Origin of the sequence: Methylomicrobium sp. Wu6 (genome assembly GCF_035916875.1) — a bacterium.
In the GTDB taxonomy this organism is placed as follows: Bacteria; Pseudomonadota; Gammaproteobacteria; order Methylococcales; family Methylomonadaceae; genus Methylomicrobium.
Genome location: NZ_JAXUHN010000058.1, coordinates 1 through 20,904, shown reverse-complemented (window position 1 = coordinate 20,904; position 20,904 = coordinate 1). Strand labels below are relative to the sequence as shown.

Below are 20,904 nucleotides of genomic sequence, written 5' to 3'. Positions count from 1 at the left end.
GCTCCCGCGCTAATGTGGGAACGGTCTCAAAAATCAGGACTTGTTCTGGTCCGGTTTGATCGTTTCGGCTTTCAATTCGAAGTCCATTAGCACACGTTTGGCGGCTTTCGTGACTTCCTTCTTGTTCTTATAAGGGCCGGCGATGACATGGTATTCGTCGTTTAATTTCACCTTGCGCGCCGGAATCGGCGGTCCTTGATGATTCAGCATCGCGGCAAGTTGTTCGGCTTCGGTTTCGGTTCGATAGGTGGCGACCCGCATCGACCAGTCGCTGTCTTTGAGTTCCGCAACCTCGGGTTGGCCGTACAAGCGTTCAGGGTGCGCCACTTGCACCGCCTTCGCTGAGAGTTCCGCAAGTTCCGGGCTGTTCTTCAATACCGGCGTCGGAATGCCGTCCGCGCGCTGAATCACCTGTTCGACCCTTTCCCAATCGACCTCGGCGTTATTGTCGGCAGCCACCTTCTTCAGTTGTTTGAGAAACTGCTTTTTCAATTTGCCCTTACTCCCGGCCCATTTATCCAACGGTTCGTGCGCCTCGATATACAGGGCATGCTGCTGCCAGGCAACCAGGTAAGGTTGATGCACGATACGCACCTTGGTACCGACTGTGACTTTATTGAACAACTTTTCAATGTCTTCCGGATAAAGCTGAATGCAGCCGTGGCTGATCTGCATGCCGATGCCGTAGGGTTTATTGGTGCCGTGGATCAGATAGCTCGGAAAACCTAGCCGCATTGCATAATAACCGAGCGGATTGTCTGGGCCCGAGCGCACGACTGTCGGAAGCGTATCGCCTTTTTCGGCATGTTCGCGCTGGATCGACGGCGGCACATGCCACTCCGGATTGACTTGTTTGCTTACGATGCTCGTCACGCCCATCGGCGAGCTCCAGCCTTGCCGGCCGATGCCGACTGGATAGGTATAAACCTTGGCCGCTTCTTTTTTCGGGTAGTAGAACAAGCGCATGTTCGCGAGGTTCAGCACGATGTCCTTGTGCGGCGCATCGGGCAAAATGAACTCCAAAGGCAAGAGCGCCCGGCTGCCCGGTGTGGGCGTCCAGGGCCGGATCGTGCTATTCGCGACCGCAATGTCGTTAAAGCCCAAGCCATAATGGCGGGCGATGTCGGATAGGGTATCGTTCGGCTGCGTATCGACGGCGGCGAGCGTGCCGACCATGTTTTGGTCGGGCGCCAGTTCAAATTCGTGGCTGGCGATGCTGTGGATTTCCGGGCGTGTTGCTGGCGTGCTAACGGCCGGAGGAGCATCGGACGGAAACCAGGAAGACATTGTCTGGCAACCGCTCAGTACGCTGCCGAGTAGCGCAATCAGGATCGGCGAGGTGCGCCGGCTTGGGGAGTGTGGGGATGTGATCATGACGATTTGTGGAGCTTGGATGACAAATAAAGAATTCTTCTGCGTACTGCATTGAGCATACAGGCAAAAGATTAAAAAGGAATTAAAAAGGAATTAAAAATAAATTAAATAGTAACGCGTAGATATTAGGCAGGGAAGTAAGATTCGCTTGTAAATTAAAGCGTTAATGTGACGGAGTAAAAAGGGATCGCAAAAAGTTTGCATTCAAGGCAAGACTTTTATACCAGGATGATCTAATAATGCTAGCATTTTTTGATAATTACGCAGGGGATCATCACGGTAATTTTTTTAGAATAAGCGTATGGCCATTCCCGAAAGGTCCATGATGGTTTTGGGCTTTTCTTGAATTTTGAGGTTATAAATTTTTGTAATGGGGTGCGGCAATGAATATTAGGGGCTGTTGCCGTTTTACATAGGTAACTTGGTGAGAATGGCAATGACACACTTCACGGTAATAACGGTTCCGACAGTCTGGTCGGCGGGCCGGGCGACTATCTTATTTACGGTGGGAATGGCAATGACGACTTATCGGGTTATGACGATGACGAAAGTGACGATCCCGCTGAAGGCGGAGATTTAGAGGGTGATGGTGATGGTGATGTGGATTCGGTGGGAAAGACAAGGATTTTTGCACGGATGATGCTAACGACTGCGTAGAAGTCGAAATCGAAGATAATCACGGTCCAGGCCATTCTCGATTCAATCTCGGAAAAAATTAAAAAATAGAAAGGTCGTGGATAGCCGCATTTGCGGCTATCCTTTTTTCGGGGCTGGTAAATACATTAGGATTCGGTCAAACCATACGGTTATGGCAATTAAACGCCGGACGAATGAAGCAAACAGTCTTGCTGTTCGGCGGAAGCTTGACAATTTCCGACTAAAAAGCTCAGAATTAAGGATCGCCCAATCATAAAGACTGTCTAATATTTCATGAATTCCCGAACCCTACTTACCCGCCTCGATGACCTTGTCTTCGACAACCGTTTCATTCGCGAGCTTCCCGGCGACCCTGAAACGGCCAATTATCGGCGGCAAGTCGCCGGCGCCTGTTATTCTCGTGTATTGCCGACCCAGGTTTCAGCTCCGCAATTGGTCGCTTATTCCAAAGAAGTCGCCGAGCTGTTAGATTTGTCTCCTGAGCTTTGCGCATCCGACGACTTTTTCCAAGTGTTTGCCGGCAATCGGCTGGTGCAAGGCATGGAGCCTTACGCGATGTGCTACGGCGGCCATCAATTCGGATACTGGGCAGGCCAACTCGGCGATGGGCGCGCGATCAATCTAGGCGAAGTGGCGAACCGGCGCGGCGAGCGTTGGACCTTGCAGCTCAAGGGCGCGGGGGCGACACCTTACTCGCGCAATGCGGACGGTCTGGCGGTGTTGCGCTCGTCGATCCGCGAGTTTCTCTGTAGCGAGGCGATGCATCATCTCGGCGTGCCGACCACGCGTGCGTTGAGCGTGGTGTTGACCGGCGAAGCGGTGATACGCGACATGTTTTACAACGGCAATCCGCGGGCCGAGCCGGGGGCGGTCGTTTGTCGAGTTGCGCCGTCGTTTACCCGTTTCGGCAATTTTCAGATTTTGGCCGCGCGCGGCGAGATCGATTTGTTGCGCCGGTTTGTCGACTATACGATTCGGATCGATTTTCCGCATCTTGGCGAGCCGTCACCGGCGGTTTATGCGGACTGGTTTCTGGAAGTGTGTCGCCGAACCGCCGGTATGATCGTACACTGGCAGCGAGTCGGCTTCGTGCATGGCGTGATGAATACCGACAATATGTCGATCTTGGGGTTAACGATCGACTATGGCCCCTACGGCTGGCTCGAAAATTACGATCCGCACTGGACTCCGAATACGACCGACGCCGAGGAGCGCCGCTACCGTTTCGGCCAGCAGCCGCAAATTGGGTATTGGAATCTCGGTCAACTGGCCAATGCGCTATATCCTTTGTTCGGCGAGGCCGAGCCGCTGCAGGCGGGGCTCAAGGCGTATGCCGAAACTTTCGATCAAGGCTGGCAACAAACCATGGTCGGCAAACTGGGGCTTGTCGCTTATAGACCCGAAACCGACGACGATTTGGTTGCCGAGCTTTTTGCGCTGCTGCAACGGGCCGAAACCGACATGACGCTATTTTTCAGGCGACTTGCCGGTTTGACTATTGCTACGGAGCACGAGGGCTGGGAAACGGAAATGACTGCTTTATTGCAGGATAGTTATTACCTGCCGGAACAACTGACGCCCGAATACCGTGAAAGGCTGTCTCACTGGCTTCGCCATTATCGCGAGCGGCTCAGGCGGGACGGCCTCGCCGACGCCGAGCGGCGCAGCCGGATGAATGCGGTCAATCCCAAGTATGTGTTGCGCAATTATCTTGCGCAACTGGCGATCGACAAGGCCGAGCAGGGCGATTTTGCGATGGTCGACGAGTTGCTCGACCTGCTGCGCCGGCCCTACGACGAGCAACCCGGCAAGGATCATTGCGCGGCGAAACGCCCTGACTGGGCGCGCAGCCGTCCCGGTTGTTCGATGTTGTCGTGCAGTTCTTGAGTCGTGTAGGGCGCCCACCATTGTAATAACTTTTTCCCTTAATCATCCTGTCATTTCGTACCCCTATAATTCGCCCCTCAATAAATCGCTCCGAAGGGGCGAGTTTTATGAAGAAGTTCCCAAGCGCTAGATATAGCGGCGCCGCGCTGTCTTTGATTCTGGCTTTGACGGCTGTCGATACCATTGCATCAGATGATGTGCCGTTGATGGAGAAAGGAATTCAAATCGGCGATCTGGCGCCGGGTCGAGCGATCATCTGGAGACAATCTGACTGTCCATCACGAATGATGGTGGAATATGCATTCAACGATAGATTCGACGATGCCCGGGTAATCAGAGGGCCTTACGCTTTTGCCGAGCCCGATTTTTCTGCTCGGCAGGATTTGGTCGAACTCCCCGAAGGCAGCGATGTCTTCGTGAAGGTGTGGTTCGAGGATCTGACCAATGCCCGTCATAAAAGCGGGCTTGTAACAGGCCATTTTCGTACGGTCGGCAAACTCGACAATATTCGTTTCGTCTGGGGCGGCGATACGGCGGGACAAGGCTTGGGCATTAATGAAGCCTTTGGCGGCATGAAAATGCCAGGCCGAACCGCTGAACGAGTCCCGCGGCCGATACAAATATAACCTACTCGATGACAACCTGCGCCGATTCAATGCCGAGGTTCCGCAAATCTGGTCGACTCATCTCTGTTGACGGTGCCTCTTGCCACTGTCAGTCGACGAATGCTACCGGAAAACCATCCGTCCCGCTTCATCATATCTTCGCTTCGACTTCCAAGGGCGCAAAACGGCAATCGCCTTTTGCGCCCTTGGATCACGGTTTATCGCGTTATTTGCGAAAAAAGAATCAAATACGCTTTAAAACAAGTTCTCGGTCACATAGACATCGTATTCCGAAACAACGACGCCGATACCTTGCCGATCGTATTGCGGCGATAACATGACTTTACGGTGATGCGGGCTGTCCATCCAGCCCTGGACAATCGTTTGGACAAGCCGGTTCGGGGCTATCCACTCGTAGTCCTTTTTAACGGTGATGCCGTTTTGTTTGGTGGTAACTATCTTGTCGTAAAGACGGGCCAGGAAAATGTTTTCAGCGACACCCGTTGCCAAGGTTGTCGCATCGATCTGCTTCTTTTTATCCCAGCCTTGTCGTTTGGCTCTGTCCGAAGGATATTCTCCCCGTAAATTGACATGGTTAAAAAAATGATGGCTCGCCATGTCCTGACTATGTTTGCGGGCAACCGTAGTGAGTTGCTCTTCGGCGTTTAACGGGGGCAGACCGTGGTTTTGCCGTATCCAATTGATCTGTTGATGGATTTGACGCTCCAGCTCATTGGAGTTGATAGGCGGGGGCGAGTCCGCGCCGACTGCTGATGCGAATTGAACGGTGCCAAGCCATAAAATGCTTGTGAGAAAAATTTTTTGCATGGTGCGTATGGGCAAAACTGAGTCCAAAACTCTAATTAGTTTTTCCATTGGGATGCAAGTTCAAAATGTAGGGTTTAAAGGTCGAAACTACGAACTTTCTTTGTTGATAGCGGAATCGTGGTGCGGCTTTAATACCTCGATTTCTCATGATCTCGGCGTGATGACGCCGATGACGGTGCAGTTGCCCTCTTCCTGGCGCCGGGCGGGATATACATCCCGTCCGTAATTGTTTAAGGGACCTGAACATGCGGGATGATTTGCGCAAACGAACAGTCTTTAAACGTTTGGGGCGGGGTTGCAAACCCCGTCCCGCTGGTAGGAGATGAGTCCATATCATTAGTCTACCAGCTAGCACGAGTTTGACTAAATATTCGGCATTATATATAGTTAAGGCGATTAAGAAATGGCATTTTTTTCCTATACGCGCAACTGTCATCACGCGAATGGCTGACAGCGGGCCATACCGGAATATCCCCAAACGTCGATGCGCATCGGATGCCCGGTTAGCATCTGGCGCCAATCTCAGGAGTATCTCAAGATGTACGTGACCATCGTGATGGGCAAGATTGTTTATGGCAACAGCGTGCCCGAACTGTCGTCTTATGTGGCGAATGTCGAGAACAAAGCATCGCATTCGAATACCACGACTACGGCGATCGGCAGCAACGAATGGTCGGCGCTGAAAATAGCATTGACGCCTCAGATGGTGCAGTTTCCAGGGCAGCAGCCCGTGCTGCAACAGGCACCAACCCCCGCAAATTGTGTGAATTTGAGTTCAGCTCAGTTCCTGCGTTTCAAGAACGCAGGTAAACAAAATGCGTCAGTGGCCAAGTCGTTTACCGACCCATTGACCGGCAATGTGATCACCTATCAGCGTACCGATCGCACCAGCGACGCCACGCTTGAGAAATGGGACGTAGCTCGATACAACGATCTGGTCGGACGCGTCGCGCCCTGGGGTACACACGGCGCGACCAACCGCGACCATTTGCTCGCCAACTCGATTAACCAACTCATGTACCAGCAGGGCAACAACCCTTACAGTGTTCACTCGCCTAACGACCTAAAGAACCAGGCCTTCGCGATGACAGTATCTGGCAAGCACCACCGCGAAGGCAGCGCTACCTATGGAGGCCGCGTGCAAGCGATTAAACAGCAACATGCCAACAACCCGACCGTTGGGGCGCGTGTCGAGATGGATGCGATGATGGCGCACAAGAACGACCCTTCTAACCGCACGAGCAACAAGGCTACGCTGCGCATTGAGATGGTCGGAGCCTATGCTTACCTCTACAAGTGTTTGGTTGAGCAAGGCGTGATTGTTGCCACCGATAATACAGACAAGATGCTGATCAACTATTTGCGCGCAGCTGCCGCCGCGGACGATGGTCAGTGGCGCATCAACCCAGCCAATATTGGACTGGTCGCACAAAGCAGCACAACGACGGGCTCGGGCACCAAGTGGACGGTCTGAAGAGTCGGTTTGTGCTGCTCAATCCGCCTGTGGTTTGATATTGGCCGGCTCGAATGCCATCACATTTGTATCAAAAGTCAGCGTTGGCGCCGGACGGGATATGTATCCCGGCAGTAATTGCTTAAAGGGACTTGAGCGTGGAGGATGATTTGCTCAGGTGAACAGTCTTTGAGCGATTGGGAGGAGGCTGCAAACACCGTCCAGCTCGGTTTAGCCTCAATGCGAGACGGTTTTGGGGAATTTTTCGACAATTTTTTCGACGGCTTCTCGAATACGTTCCGCATTGGTTTGCGGATCGCTGACCGTGCCGGTGCCAATGCCGCGAAACACCAATTTCTGGGTCTTTGCATCCACGAAATCCAGTATCAGAGTGCCTTCGGTATATTGCGATACGTCAGTATACGCGCGGGGAGCATTTGCCCATAAGCCGTAACCTCCGTATCCATAGGGTATCCTGCCATAATCCATGGCGCTCGATTGGTAAACGGCCAGTTTTTCTTTGGTAGAAATATGGCGAACCACATGAAGATCGGCGTCTTTGGAAACTTCGGTAATGTTGTGTGCCGCGAGATTTATGCGCAGGGAGTCGCGGAGCGCTGCTTCGCCGGATGGCGACAGCGGAATTTTTTCGCTTGAAGGCGCTAATGTATAAGTTCGGTATTGAGCAAATGACGTCGAATGGTCATAGTCGGTAGTAACCGATACTGTCGAGCAGGCAGCCTGGAACAGGCTTAAGGCAACAAGCACGTATGGGGATAGTTTTGTAAACATGACCGCTCTACCTCTTATTGGAAATTCCGGAATGGAAACCAATTTAACTGACTTTAACCTTGTTGTCTAGGTAGCGATGTACGGCGCACTGGCGGTAGTGTAATGCGCCGAATATTCGAGGGTTACTGCCGGTAGGTTTACGACCCTGACTCTTCCGTATCGCGTTGAAACTCTACTTGCCAGACGTGGTGTTTAGGCTGAGCTGTTCAGTTTAACTCGGGATAAACATTTATCCGATGCCTGAGGTTTTTTACAGTTTGGCCGGTTTGAAATGCAGGAATTTAAAGCTTGGCGCCGGACGGGATATACATCCCATCCGATTGCCTCACCGCTTTTACGGTTTTGCATGTTTGAAATACAAAAACTTGAATCCTATCGCGCAGCCAATGCCCACCAGGATATAAGCATAATTGACAAACAAGCCGGAAAGGGTGCCAGGATTGTGTTCAACCGCGTCGCGCAGTCCCGGGGTTATGGCAAGTGTCCAGACGATGCAGGGGATCAGATAGGACAGAAACCCCATACCGGCTGAAAATAGCGGATTCTTGCCGGTTGCTTCGGCGCTTTTGTAAAACCAGTAGGTGATCAGGAAAGCGGTAATGGTGCCAATCATAATGAAATTCCGTGAGTGATGTTGAGTGACAGCGGAACAGTATCAAATTGTTTTCCTGCACTCAAGCATAACGCCGATATTGGTCTTAAAGCCTGCGTAGGTTCGATTAGCGCAGGGTAATCGGGCGCATGTCATTCACTCCTCCAATTACGTAATCAACATCACCGCACCAATTCGGCGGATAAATCCCTTTCGCGACATAGCGATGAAAAGTCGAATAAGGCCAATCCGCGACATGCTTTACTAGGCCATGTTTAACCGGATTGATGTGGATGTAATCGATATGGCGATTGAAGTCTTCGTCATTCCGAATCGTATGCTCCCAATAGCGACGCTGCCAGACGAGCGTGCTGCCGTCCTGGCGTTTTTCGACCGGAATGCCCGCTTGTGAAAGCTGGCAGCTGAAATTTGATTTGATAGCCTTCCAACGGGCCGGATAATTGCTATCGCCTGGCGGCAGCTTAATGTTTTCGCGTTTTGCAGCCTTAACCCAGCTTCCAACGGGCCGGATAATTGCTATCGCCTGGCGGCAAAGTCCATATAGAATGCAGGTGATCGGGCAAAACCACAATGGCATCGATGCGAAAAGGCTGAGAGCGAAGCGTGTCTCGAAAGGCCTGACGTAATAAGCCGATTGATTGGGTCAATTGCTGCGAACGGCGGTTACGTAATGCTACGGTAAAAAAATAGGTACCGCCAGGAACGAAATTGCGCCGATAGTTGACCATGGATTCAAGCCAGTTTGCTGGTTCAGCCGGATTTTCGCCCCAAATCAGCTTTGGGTCAATGTCTGGAGAGAAGTATGTAGCCTCGATGAAGCTTTGCGGAATCGAGGAGTTTCGAAGCCGCAAAGCCCTCGATTCCGCTGCGCTACATCGAGGCTACCTTGCTATGGGCGGACTAAGAAGAGGCTTTTTTAGTTACCTATATTAGCAATCACTGTTCATGCAATTGCCCTGGTTAGGAAACCAGTCGTAAATTGATGGGCTACCGTTGTATATACCACCAGCTCTGGTTTGACCGCACGTGATGTCATGCCCCCAACAGTCTCCATGAATATAGATATGTGCAGGCGCATCAGGTTGATTGCCTTGTTCTGTTACTGTTATTGTGCAGATAATAGCCGGTTCGCCAGCATGATTTCCGCGCTCTAATGGGCGCGCCTCTATTGAATAAGTTGTATTTGTTGTAGAAACCACATGGATAGGAATATTTCTTTCCATTAGAAATCTCAGTCGGTCATATATTTCATCGAATGTGGGCATGTTTAGTTAATCCTATCACTGCTTTTAGTTTCCAAATTTAATGTGATTGCCTAACTCCTTACCGCTAACCCGCGCAGCCACTAAAGCAACCGCGAAGCGCTGCGCCGGCTTTCCGGCGTCAGGTTCAGCGGTTGGTTAGGCACGCTCGATACCCGCTCAAACCAGTAGCGACCGTTCATCCCGTATGGACGCCAATGAACAGAGTAAGAATTGGCCAAGCGAACCTCCAAGTCTTTTTTTCCTGTGGGCTTAGCTATGACGCCAGTCAACGGGGTCCCGGCTCGGAAATGCGAATAGATACCTGTCTGCAAACCAGACTGGTAGAACGCTGGATCTTCGACGTGCATGATGAATGCTCCAGCCCGAAATCCAGAAGCTACCAATTGCTCAAGAAATTGAAGGTCCTTACACGCATCGAACATAGTTTCCGGAACCCGTCCATTCCGAGGGCACTTCAACTCAATTGCCAAGTGCCAGGATTTGTTCGGCCCAGCAACAATCAAGTCTATTTCCTTCTTCACTAGCCCGACAGCCTTAGGAAAGAACGAATCAGCGGGTCGTTCAAAATGTACGTTCGTTTCTACTGGAAGCTTGGCGCGTAGCCAATAGCCCAATTCGTGCTGCAATTCGGCTTCGTTGAAGAAAGCAACGCCACGCAGTTCTGCGTCGCGAAGAAAATCGGCTATTAAATCTAAGGCTTCGTTCATATTTGCTCTTATTGCCTAACTAATATTATATATCCTAAATGACGTAAAACATTGCATCACCAAGTTGACTAATGCACCATAAAAATGAAAAACTTATTTTTATTCAGTTGTATACGAAAAATTATCGCATCCTAAATATTTGTTCCGGGCAATTAACTAAGCGACTAGCAGGGCTGCGATAAAACTCAATTTTAAGCGTTATAACATTCGCGCCGAGTGGACTCATTTAGCTTGGATTAAGCGCTTTATTTTGCATGTTAGCAAAAAACATCCGAGTCAATAAAAGGCGCTAGCCCTCTGAAAATCCACGTTTCTGCTTACGCAACCGATTTTTCTCGGCCTTCTGCTCACGAATCACAGCCACCTCGGCCATTTCCTACTCCATCATAGCCGGCGTTTCAAGGCTGATCCGTCCCAGTATGTAGCCTCGATGAAGCTTTGCGGAATCGAGGAATATCGAAGCCGCAAAGCCCTCGATTCCGCTGCGCTGCATCGAGGCTACCTTGCTAACCCTATTCGTTAGAGCTGACAATTATTGACACCATTGCCGCTCGCAAGGAATACCATCGTTGTTACCATCCATTTTAGTGCCAGGACAGTTGTTTATAAAAAACGTTGCTTCCTCGCATGAAGTCATTTGAGAGCAATGGGTTCTACCATCACACTTGAACTGAGTGCTGTTTGATAGGACATCAGGTTCTGAACTGGCAACATACTCCGTTGTTGTTTCCGATGAATGAGATAGCAGTTCTTGTTGGTGGGTTCGGTATTTTTGGTTGCCATACCAGCCCAACCCTAAAACAATGAGTATTACGATAAATCTATTCATGCGCTGCTCTTGTTGATATTGGCTCTAACTACAATTAGATGCCCTAAATGACGTAAAACATTGCGTCATACGATTATCTAAAATTATGCAAGTTGTTGTTTTTATATGAATTTTAATCAAAATGAAAATTTATCACTTCCTAACGCTGATGTAAATTCCATGATGAGGAAGATTAGACGCAATCCATAGTGTGTCAATAGCGAAGCGTATTGCGCCGCAGGATTAAGCTTCACATTCGGCGGAATACGCTTCGCTATTCCGTCCTATGCTGCTTCCGCAAACGCTTTTTCTCGGCCTTCTGCTCGCGAATCACGGCCACCTCGGCCAATTCCTGCTCCATCATCGCCGGTGTTTCGAGACTGATCCGTCCCAGCGTACCGGAGCGCAGCTCGTTCAGCAGGATTTTGGCCGCCTTGTCCAACTCCACGCGTCCGCCGGAACGCAGGCAGCCGCGTTTTTTGCCGATCGCTTCGAGCACCGCGTCGGCCGAATCCGGAATTTCCTGCAACTGAAAACGATCTTGCAGGCAAGCGGGGTAGTGCTGGCCGAGATAGCCGGCGACGAAGGCGGCTATGTGTTCATGGTGCAGGGCGGTGTCCTTGATCGCGCCGGTCGCGGCCAGTCGGTAGCCGCTGTTCTTGTTTTCGATGTTCGGCCAGAGCATGCCGGGCGTGTCGAGCAGCACGACATTGTTGCCGATCGCGATGCGCTGCTGGGTCTTGGTGACGGCCGGTTCGTTGCCGGTTTTGGCGACCGTGCGCCCGGCCAGGATGTTGATCAGGGTCGATTTGCCGACGTTCGGAATGCCCACGATCAGGGCATGCACGATGCGGTCGTTTTGCATCTGAGCGGGCAACATTTGCCGGCAGAGTTCCGCTATCTTGCGCATTTTTTCGGGTTCCCGGCTGGTCAAGGCGAGCGTCTTGACGCCGTGCTCGCGATCGAGATAGGCCTGCCAGGCGACGGTCAGTTCCGGGTCGGCAAGATCGCTTTTGTTAAGCACCTTGAGGCAGGGCTTGTCGCCGCGCAGGGAGGCGAGCAGCGGATTGGCGCTGCTGAACGGGATGCGCGCGTCGAGAACCTCGATCACGATGTCGGTTTTCGGCAGGATTTCCTTAATTTCCTTGCCGGCCTTGTGCATATGGCCGGGGTACCACTGAATCTGCATGATGTCTTGTCACAGTCAAAATGCTATATTTAACCACCAAAACCTGATGAGTCACGCGAATTGAAGGAAGCCATGAAAAAAATGATGTTGTTTGCTCTGTTGATCCTGTCGACGGGGTGCTCGCAAGACTGGTTTAACAGGCTTTCGCGCAAGGCGGTCGAGTATATGGACGGCAATTACAAGGTCACCTACGCGAACGGCAACACCGAAAAGACCTGGATCGTCAAGAACAGCAAGGTGACCTCATCCGAAAAAGGCTATTACTATTTCTGGGATGAAAACAAACACTACGTACAGACGCCGATGGAAAACACCTTCGTCGAAGAATTCTGATGACTGACGCGGCGGAAAACATTTCGGTTTGGAGCCCGTTCTATGCCTATCTGTCGCGGCTGCGCTGGATTAAGCGCTGGGGCCTGAAGCGCAACGCGCTTGACGAAAACGTGATGGAGCATAGCTGGGAAGTGGCGGTGATCGCGCATACCCTGGCGTTGATCAAAAACCGCTACTACGGCGGCAGTCTCGACGCGAACGCAATCGCGACCGCGGCGCTTTATCACGACATTACCGAAGTGATCACCGGCGATCTGCCGACGCCGATCAAATACCATTCCGAAGCGATCAATGTCGCCTACAAAGAGATCGAAAAGCAGGCCGAAAAGGAGTTGTTGAAGCTGTTGCCGCCCGAATTGCAGGCCGATTTCGAGGCGCTGATTCATCATGACAGCATGCCGGAAGAGCATGCGCGGATCATCAAGGCGGCCGACAAGATCTCTGCGTATTTGAAGTGCCAGGCGGAATTGAAGGCCGGCAATACCGAATTCGAAATGGCCGCGCAGGAATTGGCCAAAACGATAGCAGGCTACCGGCAGCCGGAAGTGGTGTTTTTCATGCAGGCGTTCGCGCCGAGCTGCGGGTTGACGTTGGATGGGTTGATGAGGACTTGATAATCAGGCGTAGCCTCGATGAAGTGAAACGGAATCGAGGGAACGAAGGCATCATTCCTCGGTTTTGCTACGCTGCGCATCGAGGCAACAGAGTGAAGAGATCGGTATTATCTCTTCAAATTATCGATACTGAAATTATCCAAATACAGAATCACGGCGCCAAGGCCGATTCCCACCAGATAGCTCAAGGCCGGCGAGCCGGGAAACAGATAGGTGTCGAGCAGGCCCCAAACGCCGCGCCAGAGCATGATGATCGCGAAGACGATCACGAGCGCGTTCACGTTCGGATGCAGCGCTTTGAACTGCGCGAGTTTCGGTGAGTCTTTGATTTGTTTTAACATAGTATTCGGCTGCCTCATGGATTCGGGTCGTGCCGATTATTCTATATAATATCTTCCAGACTGATCAATATGCTGCTTTTTCCGTCTGCGGTAGCAGTGAGTTTGATAAAATTGTAGATATGATTCAGCTCTGGGCGCTAAAGGCCCTCTTCAGAGGGACGACTGCGCGGATGCAGGAGGCAGGGCAACGTCAGGAACTGCTGCCAAGAGGGGAGGGAATTAAAACAAGGCAAAAAGTTTTTTGCCCCCCTTCGGCAATTGCTCCTGAAGCGTCTACCGTTGGTAATTTATTTCTCCTGTATTCTTGCAGTCGTTATTCTAAACCTCTCCTTAAAGGAGAATGTACTGTCTTTTAACCTGAGACTTTTTTTCTGATGGAAATACTCGCCCAAATCCTCGATTTCTTTTTGCATATCAATGCACATCTCGCCGGAATATTCGCTGAATACGGCACGCTGACCTATTCGATTCTGTTCCTGATCGTCTTTTGCGAAACCGGCCTGGTCGTGATGCCGTGGTTGCCCGGCGATTCGTTGCTGTTCGCGGCCGGCGCGCTGACCGCCAGCACCGGTAAACTGGATATCTATGTATTGATCATGCTGCTGATCGCTGCCGCGCTGACCGGCGACAATGTGAATTATCTGGTCGGAAGGTTTCTCGGCAAAAAAATCAAAGCACGGGAAAAAATCGGTTTCTTCAAGCGCGAATATATCGAACGTACCGAAGCCTACTACGATCAATACGGTGGCCGCACGGTGATCATCGCGCGCTTCATTCCACTGATCCGCACCGTCGCTCCGTTCGTGGCCGGCGCCGGCAACATGCACTACTTCCGCTATATCGGTTTTTGTGTCAGCGGCGCGATGCTTTGGGTCGGGGGGCTGACGACGCTGGGATACCAGTTCGGCAATCTGGCGATCGTGCAGAAGAATTTTGAGCTGGTCATTCTAAGCATCGTCGCGCTTTCACTGATGCCGATCGTGCATCAGCTCTGGAAAAATTTCCGGAAAAAGGCGGTCGGCGTCGCATCGGCTTAGATGCCGTCATTCTGATCAGGGATGAATAGATAATGCTGGCTGCGCTGGTTCGTTTTTCGATCCGTTTTTACGGTGTCGTTATTGCGGTCGCGGTGTTGATTCTGAGTTTCGGCAGTTACCGTTTTCTGACCGCCGGTCTCGATATCTTTCCCGAATTTTCTCCGAAAAGGGTCATCATTCAAACCGAAGCGCGGGGGCTGTCCGCTGAACAGGTCGAGGTGCTGGTCACGCAGCCGATCGAAATGGCGGTCAGCGGCTTGATCGGCCTCGAGACCGTGCGTTCCGAATCGATTCAGGGACTATCGATCGTGACGGTCAATTTCGCCGAACACACCGATATTTACCGGAATCGCCAATTGATCGGCGAGCGCCTGGTCGAATTACCCGCAAAATTGCCGCTTGGTGTGACGCCGATTACGGTGCCTTTATCCTCCTCTTCGGCGACCGTGCTGACGCTGGGCCTGACCTCCGATAAGCAGGACCTGATGGCGCTGCGCAGTCTGGTCGACTGGACGATCGTGCCGCGCCTTTTGGCCGTGCCCGGCGTTGCGGACGTGAATGTATTCGGCGGCGACATCAAGCAACTACAGATTCAGGTCGATCCGGTTCGACTGCGTAAATTCAATCTCGCGCTCGACGAGATTACCCGGGCGGCCGAGCAGGCCGGCGTGATTCAGGGCGGCGGCTTCATCGAAAATCAAAATCAGCGTTTCACCTTGCAAACGTCCGGTTCGGCCGCCACGCCGGAGCAAATGGCCAAGATCATCGTGAAGCGCGACAAGGGTATGAATATCACGCTCGGCGATGCGGCCTCGATCGCCTATGCGCCCGAACCGCCGATCGGCGCGGCGCAGATGCTTGGCAAACCGGGTATCGTGATGATGGTGATCGGACAATACGGTGCGAATACGCTGTCCGTGTCGCGCCAGGTCGAGGCGGTATTGACCGAATTCGATCGCCTATTCAAACAGCAGGCGATCACCTTCTATCCGCATCTGTTCCGGCCTGCCGATTATATCGAACGCTCGGTCGCCAATCTGTCCGGCCATTTGTTGATCGGCGGCTTATTTGTCGTGATCATTCTGTACCTGTTTCTGTTCAATTTTCGCACCGCGTTCATTTCGGCGCTGGCGATTCCGGTTTCCCTGATCAGCGCGGTGATTGTGCTGCTCGAAGCGGGCGTCAATTTGAACATCATGGTGCTTGGGGGGCTTGCGATCGCGCTCGGCGAGGTTGTCGATGATGCGATTATCGATACCGAAAACATCTTTCGCCGCCTACGCGAAAACCACATCTTGCCCGCGCCGAAGCCGGTCTCCGAGATCGTTTATAGCGCCTCGCTGGAAGTACGCAGTTCGGTCGTTTACGCGAGCTTTATCGTGGCACTGGTATTCGTGCCGCTGTTGACCTTGCCCGGCGTAGCCGGCCGGTTGTTCGCGCCGCTCGGTTATTCGTATATTCTGGCGATTCTGGCCTCGCTGTTTGTCGCGCTGACGCTGACGCCGGCACTCTGTTATCTCTTGCTCGGCAGGGCGGCCATGTCGATGGACGATCCGCCGCTGATCAAGCGACTGAGGCCCTTATATCACAAGCTATTGAGCGCGGTTTATCCGCATTTCGACTGGATCGTCGGCGGTAGCCTGCTTGTCTGCGTGGTTGGCTTGTTTGCGTTTACGACGCTGAAAAGCCAGTTTCTGCCGGAGCTTCGTGAAGGCCATTTCATCGTTCATACCAGCAGCTTGCCCGGCACATCCCTGAAAGAGTCGATACGTATCGGCACGCAATTAACTCGGCAAATCCTACAAATTCCCGGTGTCGAATCGATGTCGCAATGGGCCGGTCGCGCCGAACGCGGGGCCGATACCTACGGCAGTCATTACAGCGAATACGAAGTGCGCCTGAAACCGCTGCCGGGATCGGAGCAGCAGCGGATTCTGAACCGTATCCGTACGGTGCTGGACGATTTTCCCGGCATTTCGTTCGAGGCGAATACCTTTTTGACCGAACGCATCGATGAAACCATTTCCGGCTATACCGCTCCGGTGGCTGTGAATATCTATGGCAATGACCTGAACCGGTTGGACGAAAAAGCCCGGCGGCTTGCCGCCTTACTGCGCGGGATTAAAGGTGCGTCCGATATACAGGTGCGCTCGCCGCCCGGCGCGCCGCAAATCCGGATAGAGATGAATCTCGATCAGTTGAAATTCTGGGGCGTTACTCCGAAGGCCGTGCTGGATAGCTTGCGGATCGCCTACGAAACGCAGGTCGTCGGTCGCAAACTCGAAGGCAACCGTTTATTCAATATCGCGGTGGCGCTGTCCCCCGGGCTGCGCGAGAGGCCCGAAGCGCTCGCCGAGTTGCCGATACGAACCCAGGACGGCAAGCTGATTACTTTGGCAGAGGTCGCGGACATTCGTTACACCTTGACCCGCTACAATATTCTGCACGAAGGCGCGCAACGCCGGCAGACCGTCACCTGCAACGTGCAGGGTAGGGATTTGGATAAGTTTATGACAGACTTGCAAGCCCGTATTGCCGAAGACCTGCCTGAAAGCGGCGACAGTTATATCGAGTTTGCCGGCACGGCCGTCGAACAGGCCAAAGCGCGCAAGGACTTAATCGTGCACTCGCTGTTGGCCGGGATCGGAGTGCTGATCTTCATCTATCTGGCCATCGGCAACATCCGCGATATGTTGCTGACATTGTGCAATCTGCCGTTCGCCTTGATCGGCGGCGTCGCGGCCGTGCTGATCACCGGCGCTACGCTGTCTGTCGGCTCTGTGGTCGGTTTCGTGACCCTGTTCGGCATCACCGTACGCAACAGCATCATGCTGCTCTCGCATTACCGGTATTTGATCGAAGTCGAAAAACTAGATTGGAATCTGGAAACTGCCGTGCAGGGCGCTCAGGAACGGCTGCCGTCGATCCTGATGACCGCCCTGGTGACAGCCCTGGCGATGTTTCCGATCGCGTTCAATAGCGACAACCCCGGCCGCGAAATCATGGGGCCTATGGCCGCGATCATCATCGGCGGGCTGGTGTCTTCGACCGTGCTGAATTTACTGTTGCTGCCGGGGATGTTGTTGAGGTATGGAGGATTTAAGGGACGTTAGCCCGGAAATCGATCGCGTGATTTTGACCAGGGATTGCTAAGGTAAACTGAATTTGTCTTGATCTCTGTTGTAAGTTTTATCCGTTTGTGGTGAGGGATAAAGTTTCTTGTTGATTATTATCAAGAATAACAGCATGATCAAAAACAATATGGGCATCGAAGCATTATAACTCAATCTAAAAGGCACCAAATTGACCGATAATATGGCGTCATATGAGCTGTGGATAATCGCGGCAATGGCCACGCTGCCCGTATGAATGAAGATGCTGCCGAATATGATACCGGCAAATGCAATTAGCATCAGTGATTTAAACTGCCCTTGGAAGATGTATTGAATATGCGAAAGCGTGAATATTAAGGTTGCTATAACTAAGGCCGTTTTGTAACTGTATTTCATTTGCAAGGTCTTCTGTATTATTCCGCGGTAAAATAACTCCTCTCTAACTCCTGCAGCAATACCCGAAATAAAAAATACGCTTTGCCATAGCAGCGATTCATTTTCTGCATTGCCATACACAATGGCAAACAGAATGAATAATTGAATTGCAACGATGAATGGTAGTGTTAATGCTTCCTTTGTTTCAATGCTTTTATCGCCATTTAATAAATATTGATTATAAATATAACCAAAGAAAAATATTGAAACAATTCTTAGGCTTGATCTGATCAGTTCGCCCAAGATGGACCATTGATCATAAATTTGCGCAATTATAAAAGAAAGAGTTAAATAAATTATTTCAGATGCCGAAGCAAACAAAATTATTTTTTTCATTCTTATTTCTCGTAAATCAGAATATTGAGTTCAAATATGTCCAGTAGTTTGATTAACTGAGGGATCATCCAATGCCTCGATGAAGCCGAATTACAACAAATAAACCTGAGTAAGGTTTGAGCGGCGACAATTTACTTCAACTTCGATGGAATTTCAAGTCATTGAAAACATGTAATAAAAAGGCGGGGCGGGGATGAATTTGTCCGAGTCCCTCTTAAACCAGGCGATGCTTGCAAGCCGCGCTCCTTTATGATTGATTTGTGTGCTCGCATTGCGGAAGAGTCGTCCGAAAACGACGGCAACCGCATCGAATTTGCCGGAACGGCAGTCGAAAGACCATCAAGCGATAGGCTTTGACCGTGTATTGCTTGCCGCTGGCCGATGTAAAGTCGCCGGTCAGTGGTGGGCGTTCTCGGAGTTCTATTCGGTATTCACCGTGCGTAACAGCATCAAGTTGCTCACGCTTGAGCGTTATCTGATCCAATTCAAAAAGAAAGCATGGAATCCCCCCAAACATTGCGGAGCACCCTGCAACGGCTGGCGATGTTTCCGATCGCGTTTAACAGCAACGGCCCTGGCCGCGAAATCATGGGGTCGATGGCAGCAATCATCATCGGCGGGTTAGTGCCTAACCGTACTGAATTTGCTGTTGCAGTCCGGAGTGTTGCTGAGGTATGGACGATTTAAAGTTTGATAGGGTTGGCGGCGTGTTGCGGCCCTCATTTGGTTTGGCCTCAGTTTTCGATGAGATTATATTTTTGCGCCATTCTTCTGGTTTATCTTGATTTTTCTCACGGTTAGGCTCTGTTTTATGCAAAGGCAAATGCTAGCGCGTGCCATCGTCCTACGCGTAACACCTTCACAGATTTCCTTTCTTCATGAAATGCCTTGGTGTCTGATTAAGACGTAAGGCAAAACCTAAAGTTGATCGAACCGAATCTGTATTTTGTCGAAGATTGTCTGAAAACACGTCTTGCCGGACGGTAATGGCTTGTTATCAAGGGAGGGTTGAGTTGATCTTTGATGGGGATTTTTAGAGGATTCCCCTGATCCGGCCTTTTGGGCGCCGATCTATTGGACTAAGGTCCAATAGATCGATCTGCTTGCACTGGGGTAGACTGAATTTGTGGAAAAGCCGAAGCATAAGATCTAGATTATAGGTATTTATACTAATTGTTTTTTCATATGACTGAGAGGAAAATCTGTAGACTTCAAAAATAATATTCAAACAGTCAGTTTAAGAGTCAAAGCGCTTTTGTCGAGGGTTTTTCGGCAATTTGAAACGGTGACTCGGTTTTTTGATGTTTTAATTTAATGAGAGGATGATGATCATGAAAATGAAAACTGTTATTTCCGCGATATTTCTTGCAGCTGGTGTAGGAACTATTGGAGCTGCAAATGCGGCAGCAATACCTGCATTAGATGGCGTATGGATGTCGACTCGGTTAGAAACCATTTTTGCAAAAAACTATCTTGTCAAACATACTCCGGCGGTTAATCCAATTAGGCACGAACTGGCTTCGGACAGGGTCCATGTCGATAGCGGGAAAGATAAGTGCTATGGGTTTCTTTGGTACGATGGCGCTGGCGCTTCTCCGTTTTATGAGCTTACAAATTTTTGCGTAGACTCTGCTGGAAACTGGATAAGTTACGATAATAATACCCATTTTGATTTAACGGCTCCTACGAGCGGCGCTCAGACTTTCATTTCCAATGATTCGGGGACTATCCAGTTTAATGGTAATGGTATTTCCATTTTGAACGGTACCTTGTGGCAATATCTTGGGATTACGATATTCGAATATAAGATCAAGGATGCCAAATTGACTGCATTCAATTTAAAGACTCAAGGCCCCCAAGGCACGGCAAGGTTAGATGCCGTTATCAACGGTAGTGGTTATGTCGGCACCAACAAGGCTAATTTGACGTTTAAATGGATTAAAGATCCTAACGATACGAGAAAGCTTCCTACCGACGCGGTTTTATGCAAGAACATCTTTCTGGGAACCGTCGCCAATCCAGGGGGAAGGTTTGCTAATTGCGACTAAATCATGCTGAACGGACTATGATTAGCAAGTGTAATGGCTACGCTTAAAGATAAGGGCTGCGTTTGAAAGAGCGCGGCCTTTTTTGTTGATTACGCCAGGATTTGACACTACGACTAATACGATTTTAAACAAGATATAGGAAAGTTGCAGTAAGTCTTGTCCAAAACAGCTTTAGGGAGCTTATAAAAAATAAATAGGTCAACACAGGAATCATAAGTGACCGATTCTCAGTAAGCTCGTTTTCGCTATGGAGGTTTAAGTGCTTCGCAAGAAGTTCGTTTGCAATCGTAATTCGATAAATCAATGGGTTACGCTACCCAGGTAGCGCAAACGGATTTTCTGCTGGCCACTTAATAAGTGCTTAGCAGAAAGTAAATTGGTATTGAGAGCCAAAACCAGCGCCGATTTCATCGATAGCCTCCTCAAGTTCGGTAGGTGTAAACGATTGGAATGGCAGCCACTCGTATTT

The 20,904-nt window shown here is 50.8% G+C and carries 21 protein-coding genes; 10 read left to right on the top strand and 11 right to left on the bottom strand.

Features of this window, described 5'->3' with window-relative positions:
• Positions 1-33: 33 nt before the first annotated feature.
• Complete coding sequence (locus U2W12_RS06125; protein WP_326499782.1) at positions 34-1,374, bottom strand: L,D-transpeptidase family protein; 1,341 nt, start codon at positions 1,372-1,374, stop codon at positions 34-36.
• 930 nt (positions 1,375-2,304) lie between these two features.
• On the opposite strand from U2W12_RS06125, the gene U2W12_RS06120 reads away from it, so the two are divergent.
• Both U2W12_RS06120 and U2W12_RS06115 read left to right on the top strand, forming a co-directional pair.
• Positions 2,305-3,918 carry a protein adenylyltransferase SelO family protein gene (locus U2W12_RS06120; protein WP_326499781.1) on the top strand — a complete coding sequence of 538 codons (1,614 nt, stop codon included), beginning with the start codon at positions 2,305-2,307 and terminating at the stop codon, positions 3,916-3,918.
• Positions 3,919-4,025: 107 nt separating this feature from the next.
• Entirely contained in the window at positions 4,026-4,544 is a 519-nt protein-coding gene (locus tag U2W12_RS06115; protein WP_326499780.1) for a PhoD-like phosphatase N-terminal domain-containing protein, read from the top strand.
• 234 nt (positions 4,545-4,778) lie between these two features.
• Here U2W12_RS06115 and U2W12_RS06110 read toward each other — a convergent pair whose 3' ends face one another.
• Positions 4,779-5,351 (bottom strand): CAP domain-containing protein, encoded by a 573-nt coding sequence (locus U2W12_RS06110; RefSeq protein ID WP_326499779.1) that lies wholly within the window; start codon positions 5,349-5,351, stop codon positions 4,779-4,781.
• A 538-nt stretch (positions 5,352-5,889) separates the two neighbouring features.
• Between U2W12_RS06110 and U2W12_RS06105 the strand changes: the two genes are divergently transcribed.
• Positions 5,890-6,825, top strand: coding sequence for a hypothetical protein (locus tag U2W12_RS06105; RefSeq protein ID WP_326499778.1), 936 nt, complete (start codon positions 5,890-5,892; stop codon positions 6,823-6,825).
• A 216-nt stretch (positions 6,826-7,041) separates the two neighbouring features.
• On the opposite strand, the gene U2W12_RS06100 is transcribed toward U2W12_RS06105, so the two are convergent.
• The 7 genes from U2W12_RS06100 to ylqF all read right to left on the bottom strand — a co-directional run bounded on the left by U2W12_RS06100 (position 7,042) and on the right by ylqF (position 12,178).
• Positions 7,042-7,596 (bottom strand): DUF4136 domain-containing protein, encoded by a 555-nt coding sequence (locus U2W12_RS06100; protein WP_326499777.1) that lies wholly within the window; start codon positions 7,594-7,596, stop codon positions 7,042-7,044.
• A gap of 334 nt (positions 7,597-7,930) precedes the next feature.
• On the bottom strand, positions 7,931-8,209 hold the full coding sequence (locus U2W12_RS06095) for a hypothetical protein (RefSeq protein WP_326499776.1): 279 nt from the start codon (positions 8,207-8,209) through the stop codon (positions 7,931-7,933).
• 106 nt (positions 8,210-8,315) lie between these two features.
• Positions 8,316-8,786 (bottom strand): hypothetical protein, encoded by a 471-nt coding sequence (locus U2W12_RS06090; RefSeq protein ID WP_326499775.1) that lies wholly within the window; start codon positions 8,784-8,786, stop codon positions 8,316-8,318.
• Between the two features lie 352 nt (positions 8,787-9,138).
• Positions 9,139-9,432 carry a hypothetical protein gene (locus U2W12_RS06085; RefSeq protein WP_326499774.1) on the bottom strand — a complete coding sequence of 98 codons (294 nt, stop codon included), beginning with the start codon at positions 9,430-9,432 and terminating at the stop codon, positions 9,139-9,141.
• 122 nt (positions 9,433-9,554) lie between these two features.
• Positions 9,555-10,181: a hypothetical protein gene (locus U2W12_RS06080; RefSeq protein ID WP_326499773.1), complete on the bottom strand. Its 627-nt coding sequence runs from the start codon at positions 10,179-10,181 to the stop codon at positions 9,555-9,557.
• Between the two features lie 532 nt (positions 10,182-10,713).
• Entirely contained in the window at positions 10,714-11,010 is a 297-nt protein-coding gene (locus U2W12_RS06075) for an excalibur calcium-binding domain-containing protein (protein WP_326499772.1), read from the bottom strand.
• Between the two features lie 253 nt (positions 11,011-11,263).
• Positions 11,264-12,178 carry a ribosome biogenesis GTPase YlqF gene (gene ylqF / locus U2W12_RS06070; RefSeq protein WP_326499771.1) on the bottom strand — a complete coding sequence of 305 codons (915 nt, stop codon included), beginning with the start codon at positions 12,176-12,178 and terminating at the stop codon, positions 11,264-11,266.
• 72 nt (positions 12,179-12,250) lie between these two features.
• Here ylqF and U2W12_RS06065 point away from each other — a divergent pair, with 72 nt between their 5' ends.
• Together U2W12_RS06065 and yfbR are read left to right on the top strand one after the other, a co-directional pair.
• On the top strand, positions 12,251-12,511 hold the full coding sequence (locus tag U2W12_RS06065; RefSeq protein WP_326499770.1) for a hypothetical protein: 261 nt from the start codon (positions 12,251-12,253) through the stop codon (positions 12,509-12,511).
• Positions 12,511-13,125 carry a 5'-deoxynucleotidase gene (gene yfbR, locus U2W12_RS06060; protein ID WP_326499769.1) on the top strand — a complete coding sequence of 205 codons (615 nt, stop codon included), beginning with the start codon at positions 12,511-12,513 and terminating at the stop codon, positions 13,123-13,125. The genes U2W12_RS06065 and yfbR overlap by 1 nt, the downstream gene beginning before the upstream one ends.
• Before the next feature lie 107 nt (positions 13,126-13,232).
• Here yfbR and U2W12_RS06055 read toward each other — a convergent pair whose 3' ends face one another.
• Positions 13,233-13,466 (bottom strand): hypothetical protein, encoded by a 234-nt coding sequence (locus U2W12_RS06055; RefSeq protein ID WP_326499768.1) that lies wholly within the window; start codon positions 13,464-13,466, stop codon positions 13,233-13,235.
• Between the two features lie 29 nt (positions 13,467-13,495).
• Between U2W12_RS06055 and U2W12_RS06050 the strand changes: the two genes are divergently transcribed.
• From U2W12_RS06050 to U2W12_RS06040, 3 genes are read left to right on the top strand one after another with little or no spacing between them, the layout of a single operon-like run.
• On the top strand, positions 13,496-13,822 hold the full coding sequence (locus U2W12_RS06050; RefSeq protein ID WP_326499767.1) for a hypothetical protein: 327 nt from the start codon (positions 13,496-13,498) through the stop codon (positions 13,820-13,822).
• Between the two features lie 18 nt (positions 13,823-13,840).
• Complete coding sequence (locus U2W12_RS06045) at positions 13,841-14,503, top strand: DedA family protein (RefSeq protein WP_326499766.1); 663 nt, start codon at positions 13,841-13,843, stop codon at positions 14,501-14,503.
• A gap of 32 nt (positions 14,504-14,535) precedes the next feature.
• Positions 14,536-17,616, top strand: coding sequence for an efflux RND transporter permease subunit (locus U2W12_RS06040; RefSeq protein WP_326499765.1), 3,081 nt, complete (start codon positions 14,536-14,538; stop codon positions 17,614-17,616).
• Positions 17,617-17,652: 36 nt separating this feature from the next.
• On the opposite strand, the gene U2W12_RS06035 is transcribed toward U2W12_RS06040, so the two are convergent.
• On the bottom strand, positions 17,653-18,387 hold the full coding sequence (locus tag U2W12_RS06035; protein ID WP_326499764.1) for a CPBP family intramembrane glutamic endopeptidase: 735 nt from the start codon (positions 18,385-18,387) through the stop codon (positions 17,653-17,655).
• A gap of 498 nt (positions 18,388-18,885) precedes the next feature.
• Between U2W12_RS06035 and U2W12_RS06030 the strand changes: the two genes are divergently transcribed.
• Both U2W12_RS06030 and U2W12_RS06025 read left to right on the top strand, forming a co-directional pair.
• On the top strand, positions 18,886-19,074 hold the full coding sequence (locus tag U2W12_RS06030) for a hypothetical protein (protein WP_326499763.1): 189 nt from the start codon (positions 18,886-18,888) through the stop codon (positions 19,072-19,074).
• 644 nt (positions 19,075-19,718) lie between these two features.
• Positions 19,719-20,435, top strand: coding sequence for a hypothetical protein (locus U2W12_RS06025; protein ID WP_326499762.1), 717 nt, complete (start codon positions 19,719-19,721; stop codon positions 20,433-20,435).
• The last annotated feature ends 469 nt before the right edge of the window (positions 20,436-20,904 follow it).

Excerpts from the sequence above, each read along its gene's own strand:
- U2W12_RS06125 (WP_326499782.1), bottom strand. The coding sequence starts at position 1,374 with ATGATCACATCCCCACACTCCCCAAGCCGGCGCACCTCGCCGATCCTG.
- U2W12_RS06120 (WP_326499781.1), top strand. The coding sequence starts at position 2,305 with ATGAATTCCCGAACCCTACTTACCCGCCTCGATGACCTTGTCTTCGAC.
- U2W12_RS06115 (WP_326499780.1), top strand. The coding sequence starts at position 4,026 with ATGAAGAAGTTCCCAAGCGCTAGATATAGCGGCGCCGCGCTGTCTTTG.
- U2W12_RS06110 (WP_326499779.1), bottom strand. The coding sequence starts at position 5,351 with ATGCAAAAAATTTTTCTCACAAGCATTTTATGGCTTGGCACCGTTCAA.
- U2W12_RS06105 (WP_326499778.1), top strand. The coding sequence starts at position 5,890 with ATGTACGTGACCATCGTGATGGGCAAGATTGTTTATGGCAACAGCGTG.
- U2W12_RS06100 (WP_326499777.1), bottom strand. The coding sequence starts at position 7,596 with ATGTTTACAAAACTATCCCCATACGTGCTTGTTGCCTTAAGCCTGTTC.
- U2W12_RS06095 (WP_326499776.1), bottom strand. The coding sequence starts at position 8,209 with ATGATTGGCACCATTACCGCTTTCCTGATCACCTACTGGTTTTACAAA.
- U2W12_RS06090 (WP_326499775.1), bottom strand. The coding sequence starts at position 8,786 with ATGCCATTGTGGTTTTGCCCGATCACCTGCATTCTATATGGACTTTGC.
- U2W12_RS06085 (WP_326499774.1), bottom strand. The coding sequence starts at position 9,432 with ATGGAAAGAAATATTCCTATCCATGTGGTTTCTACAACAAATACAACT.
- U2W12_RS06080 (WP_326499773.1), bottom strand. The coding sequence starts at position 10,181 with ATGAACGAAGCCTTAGATTTAATAGCCGATTTTCTTCGCGACGCAGAA.
- U2W12_RS06075 (WP_326499772.1), bottom strand. The coding sequence starts at position 11,010 with ATGAATAGATTTATCGTAATACTCATTGTTTTAGGGTTGGGCTGGTAT.
- ylqF (WP_326499771.1), bottom strand. The coding sequence starts at position 12,178 with ATGCAGATTCAGTGGTACCCCGGCCATATGCACAAGGCCGGCAAGGAA.
- U2W12_RS06065 (WP_326499770.1), top strand. The coding sequence starts at position 12,251 with ATGAAAAAAATGATGTTGTTTGCTCTGTTGATCCTGTCGACGGGGTGC.
- yfbR (WP_326499769.1), top strand. The coding sequence starts at position 12,511 with ATGACTGACGCGGCGGAAAACATTTCGGTTTGGAGCCCGTTCTATGCC.
- U2W12_RS06055 (WP_326499768.1), bottom strand. The coding sequence starts at position 13,466 with ATGTTAAAACAAATCAAAGACTCACCGAAACTCGCGCAGTTCAAAGCG.
- U2W12_RS06045 (WP_326499766.1), top strand. The coding sequence starts at position 13,841 with ATGGAAATACTCGCCCAAATCCTCGATTTCTTTTTGCATATCAATGCA.
- U2W12_RS06040 (WP_326499765.1), top strand. The coding sequence starts at position 14,536 with ATGCTGGCTGCGCTGGTTCGTTTTTCGATCCGTTTTTACGGTGTCGTT.
- U2W12_RS06035 (WP_326499764.1), bottom strand. The coding sequence starts at position 18,387 with ATGAAAAAAATAATTTTGTTTGCTTCGGCATCTGAAATAATTTATTTA.
- U2W12_RS06030 (WP_326499763.1), top strand. The coding sequence starts at position 18,886 with ATGGAATCCCCCCAAACATTGCGGAGCACCCTGCAACGGCTGGCGATG.
- U2W12_RS06025 (WP_326499762.1), top strand. The coding sequence starts at position 19,719 with ATGAAAATGAAAACTGTTATTTCCGCGATATTTCTTGCAGCTGGTGTA.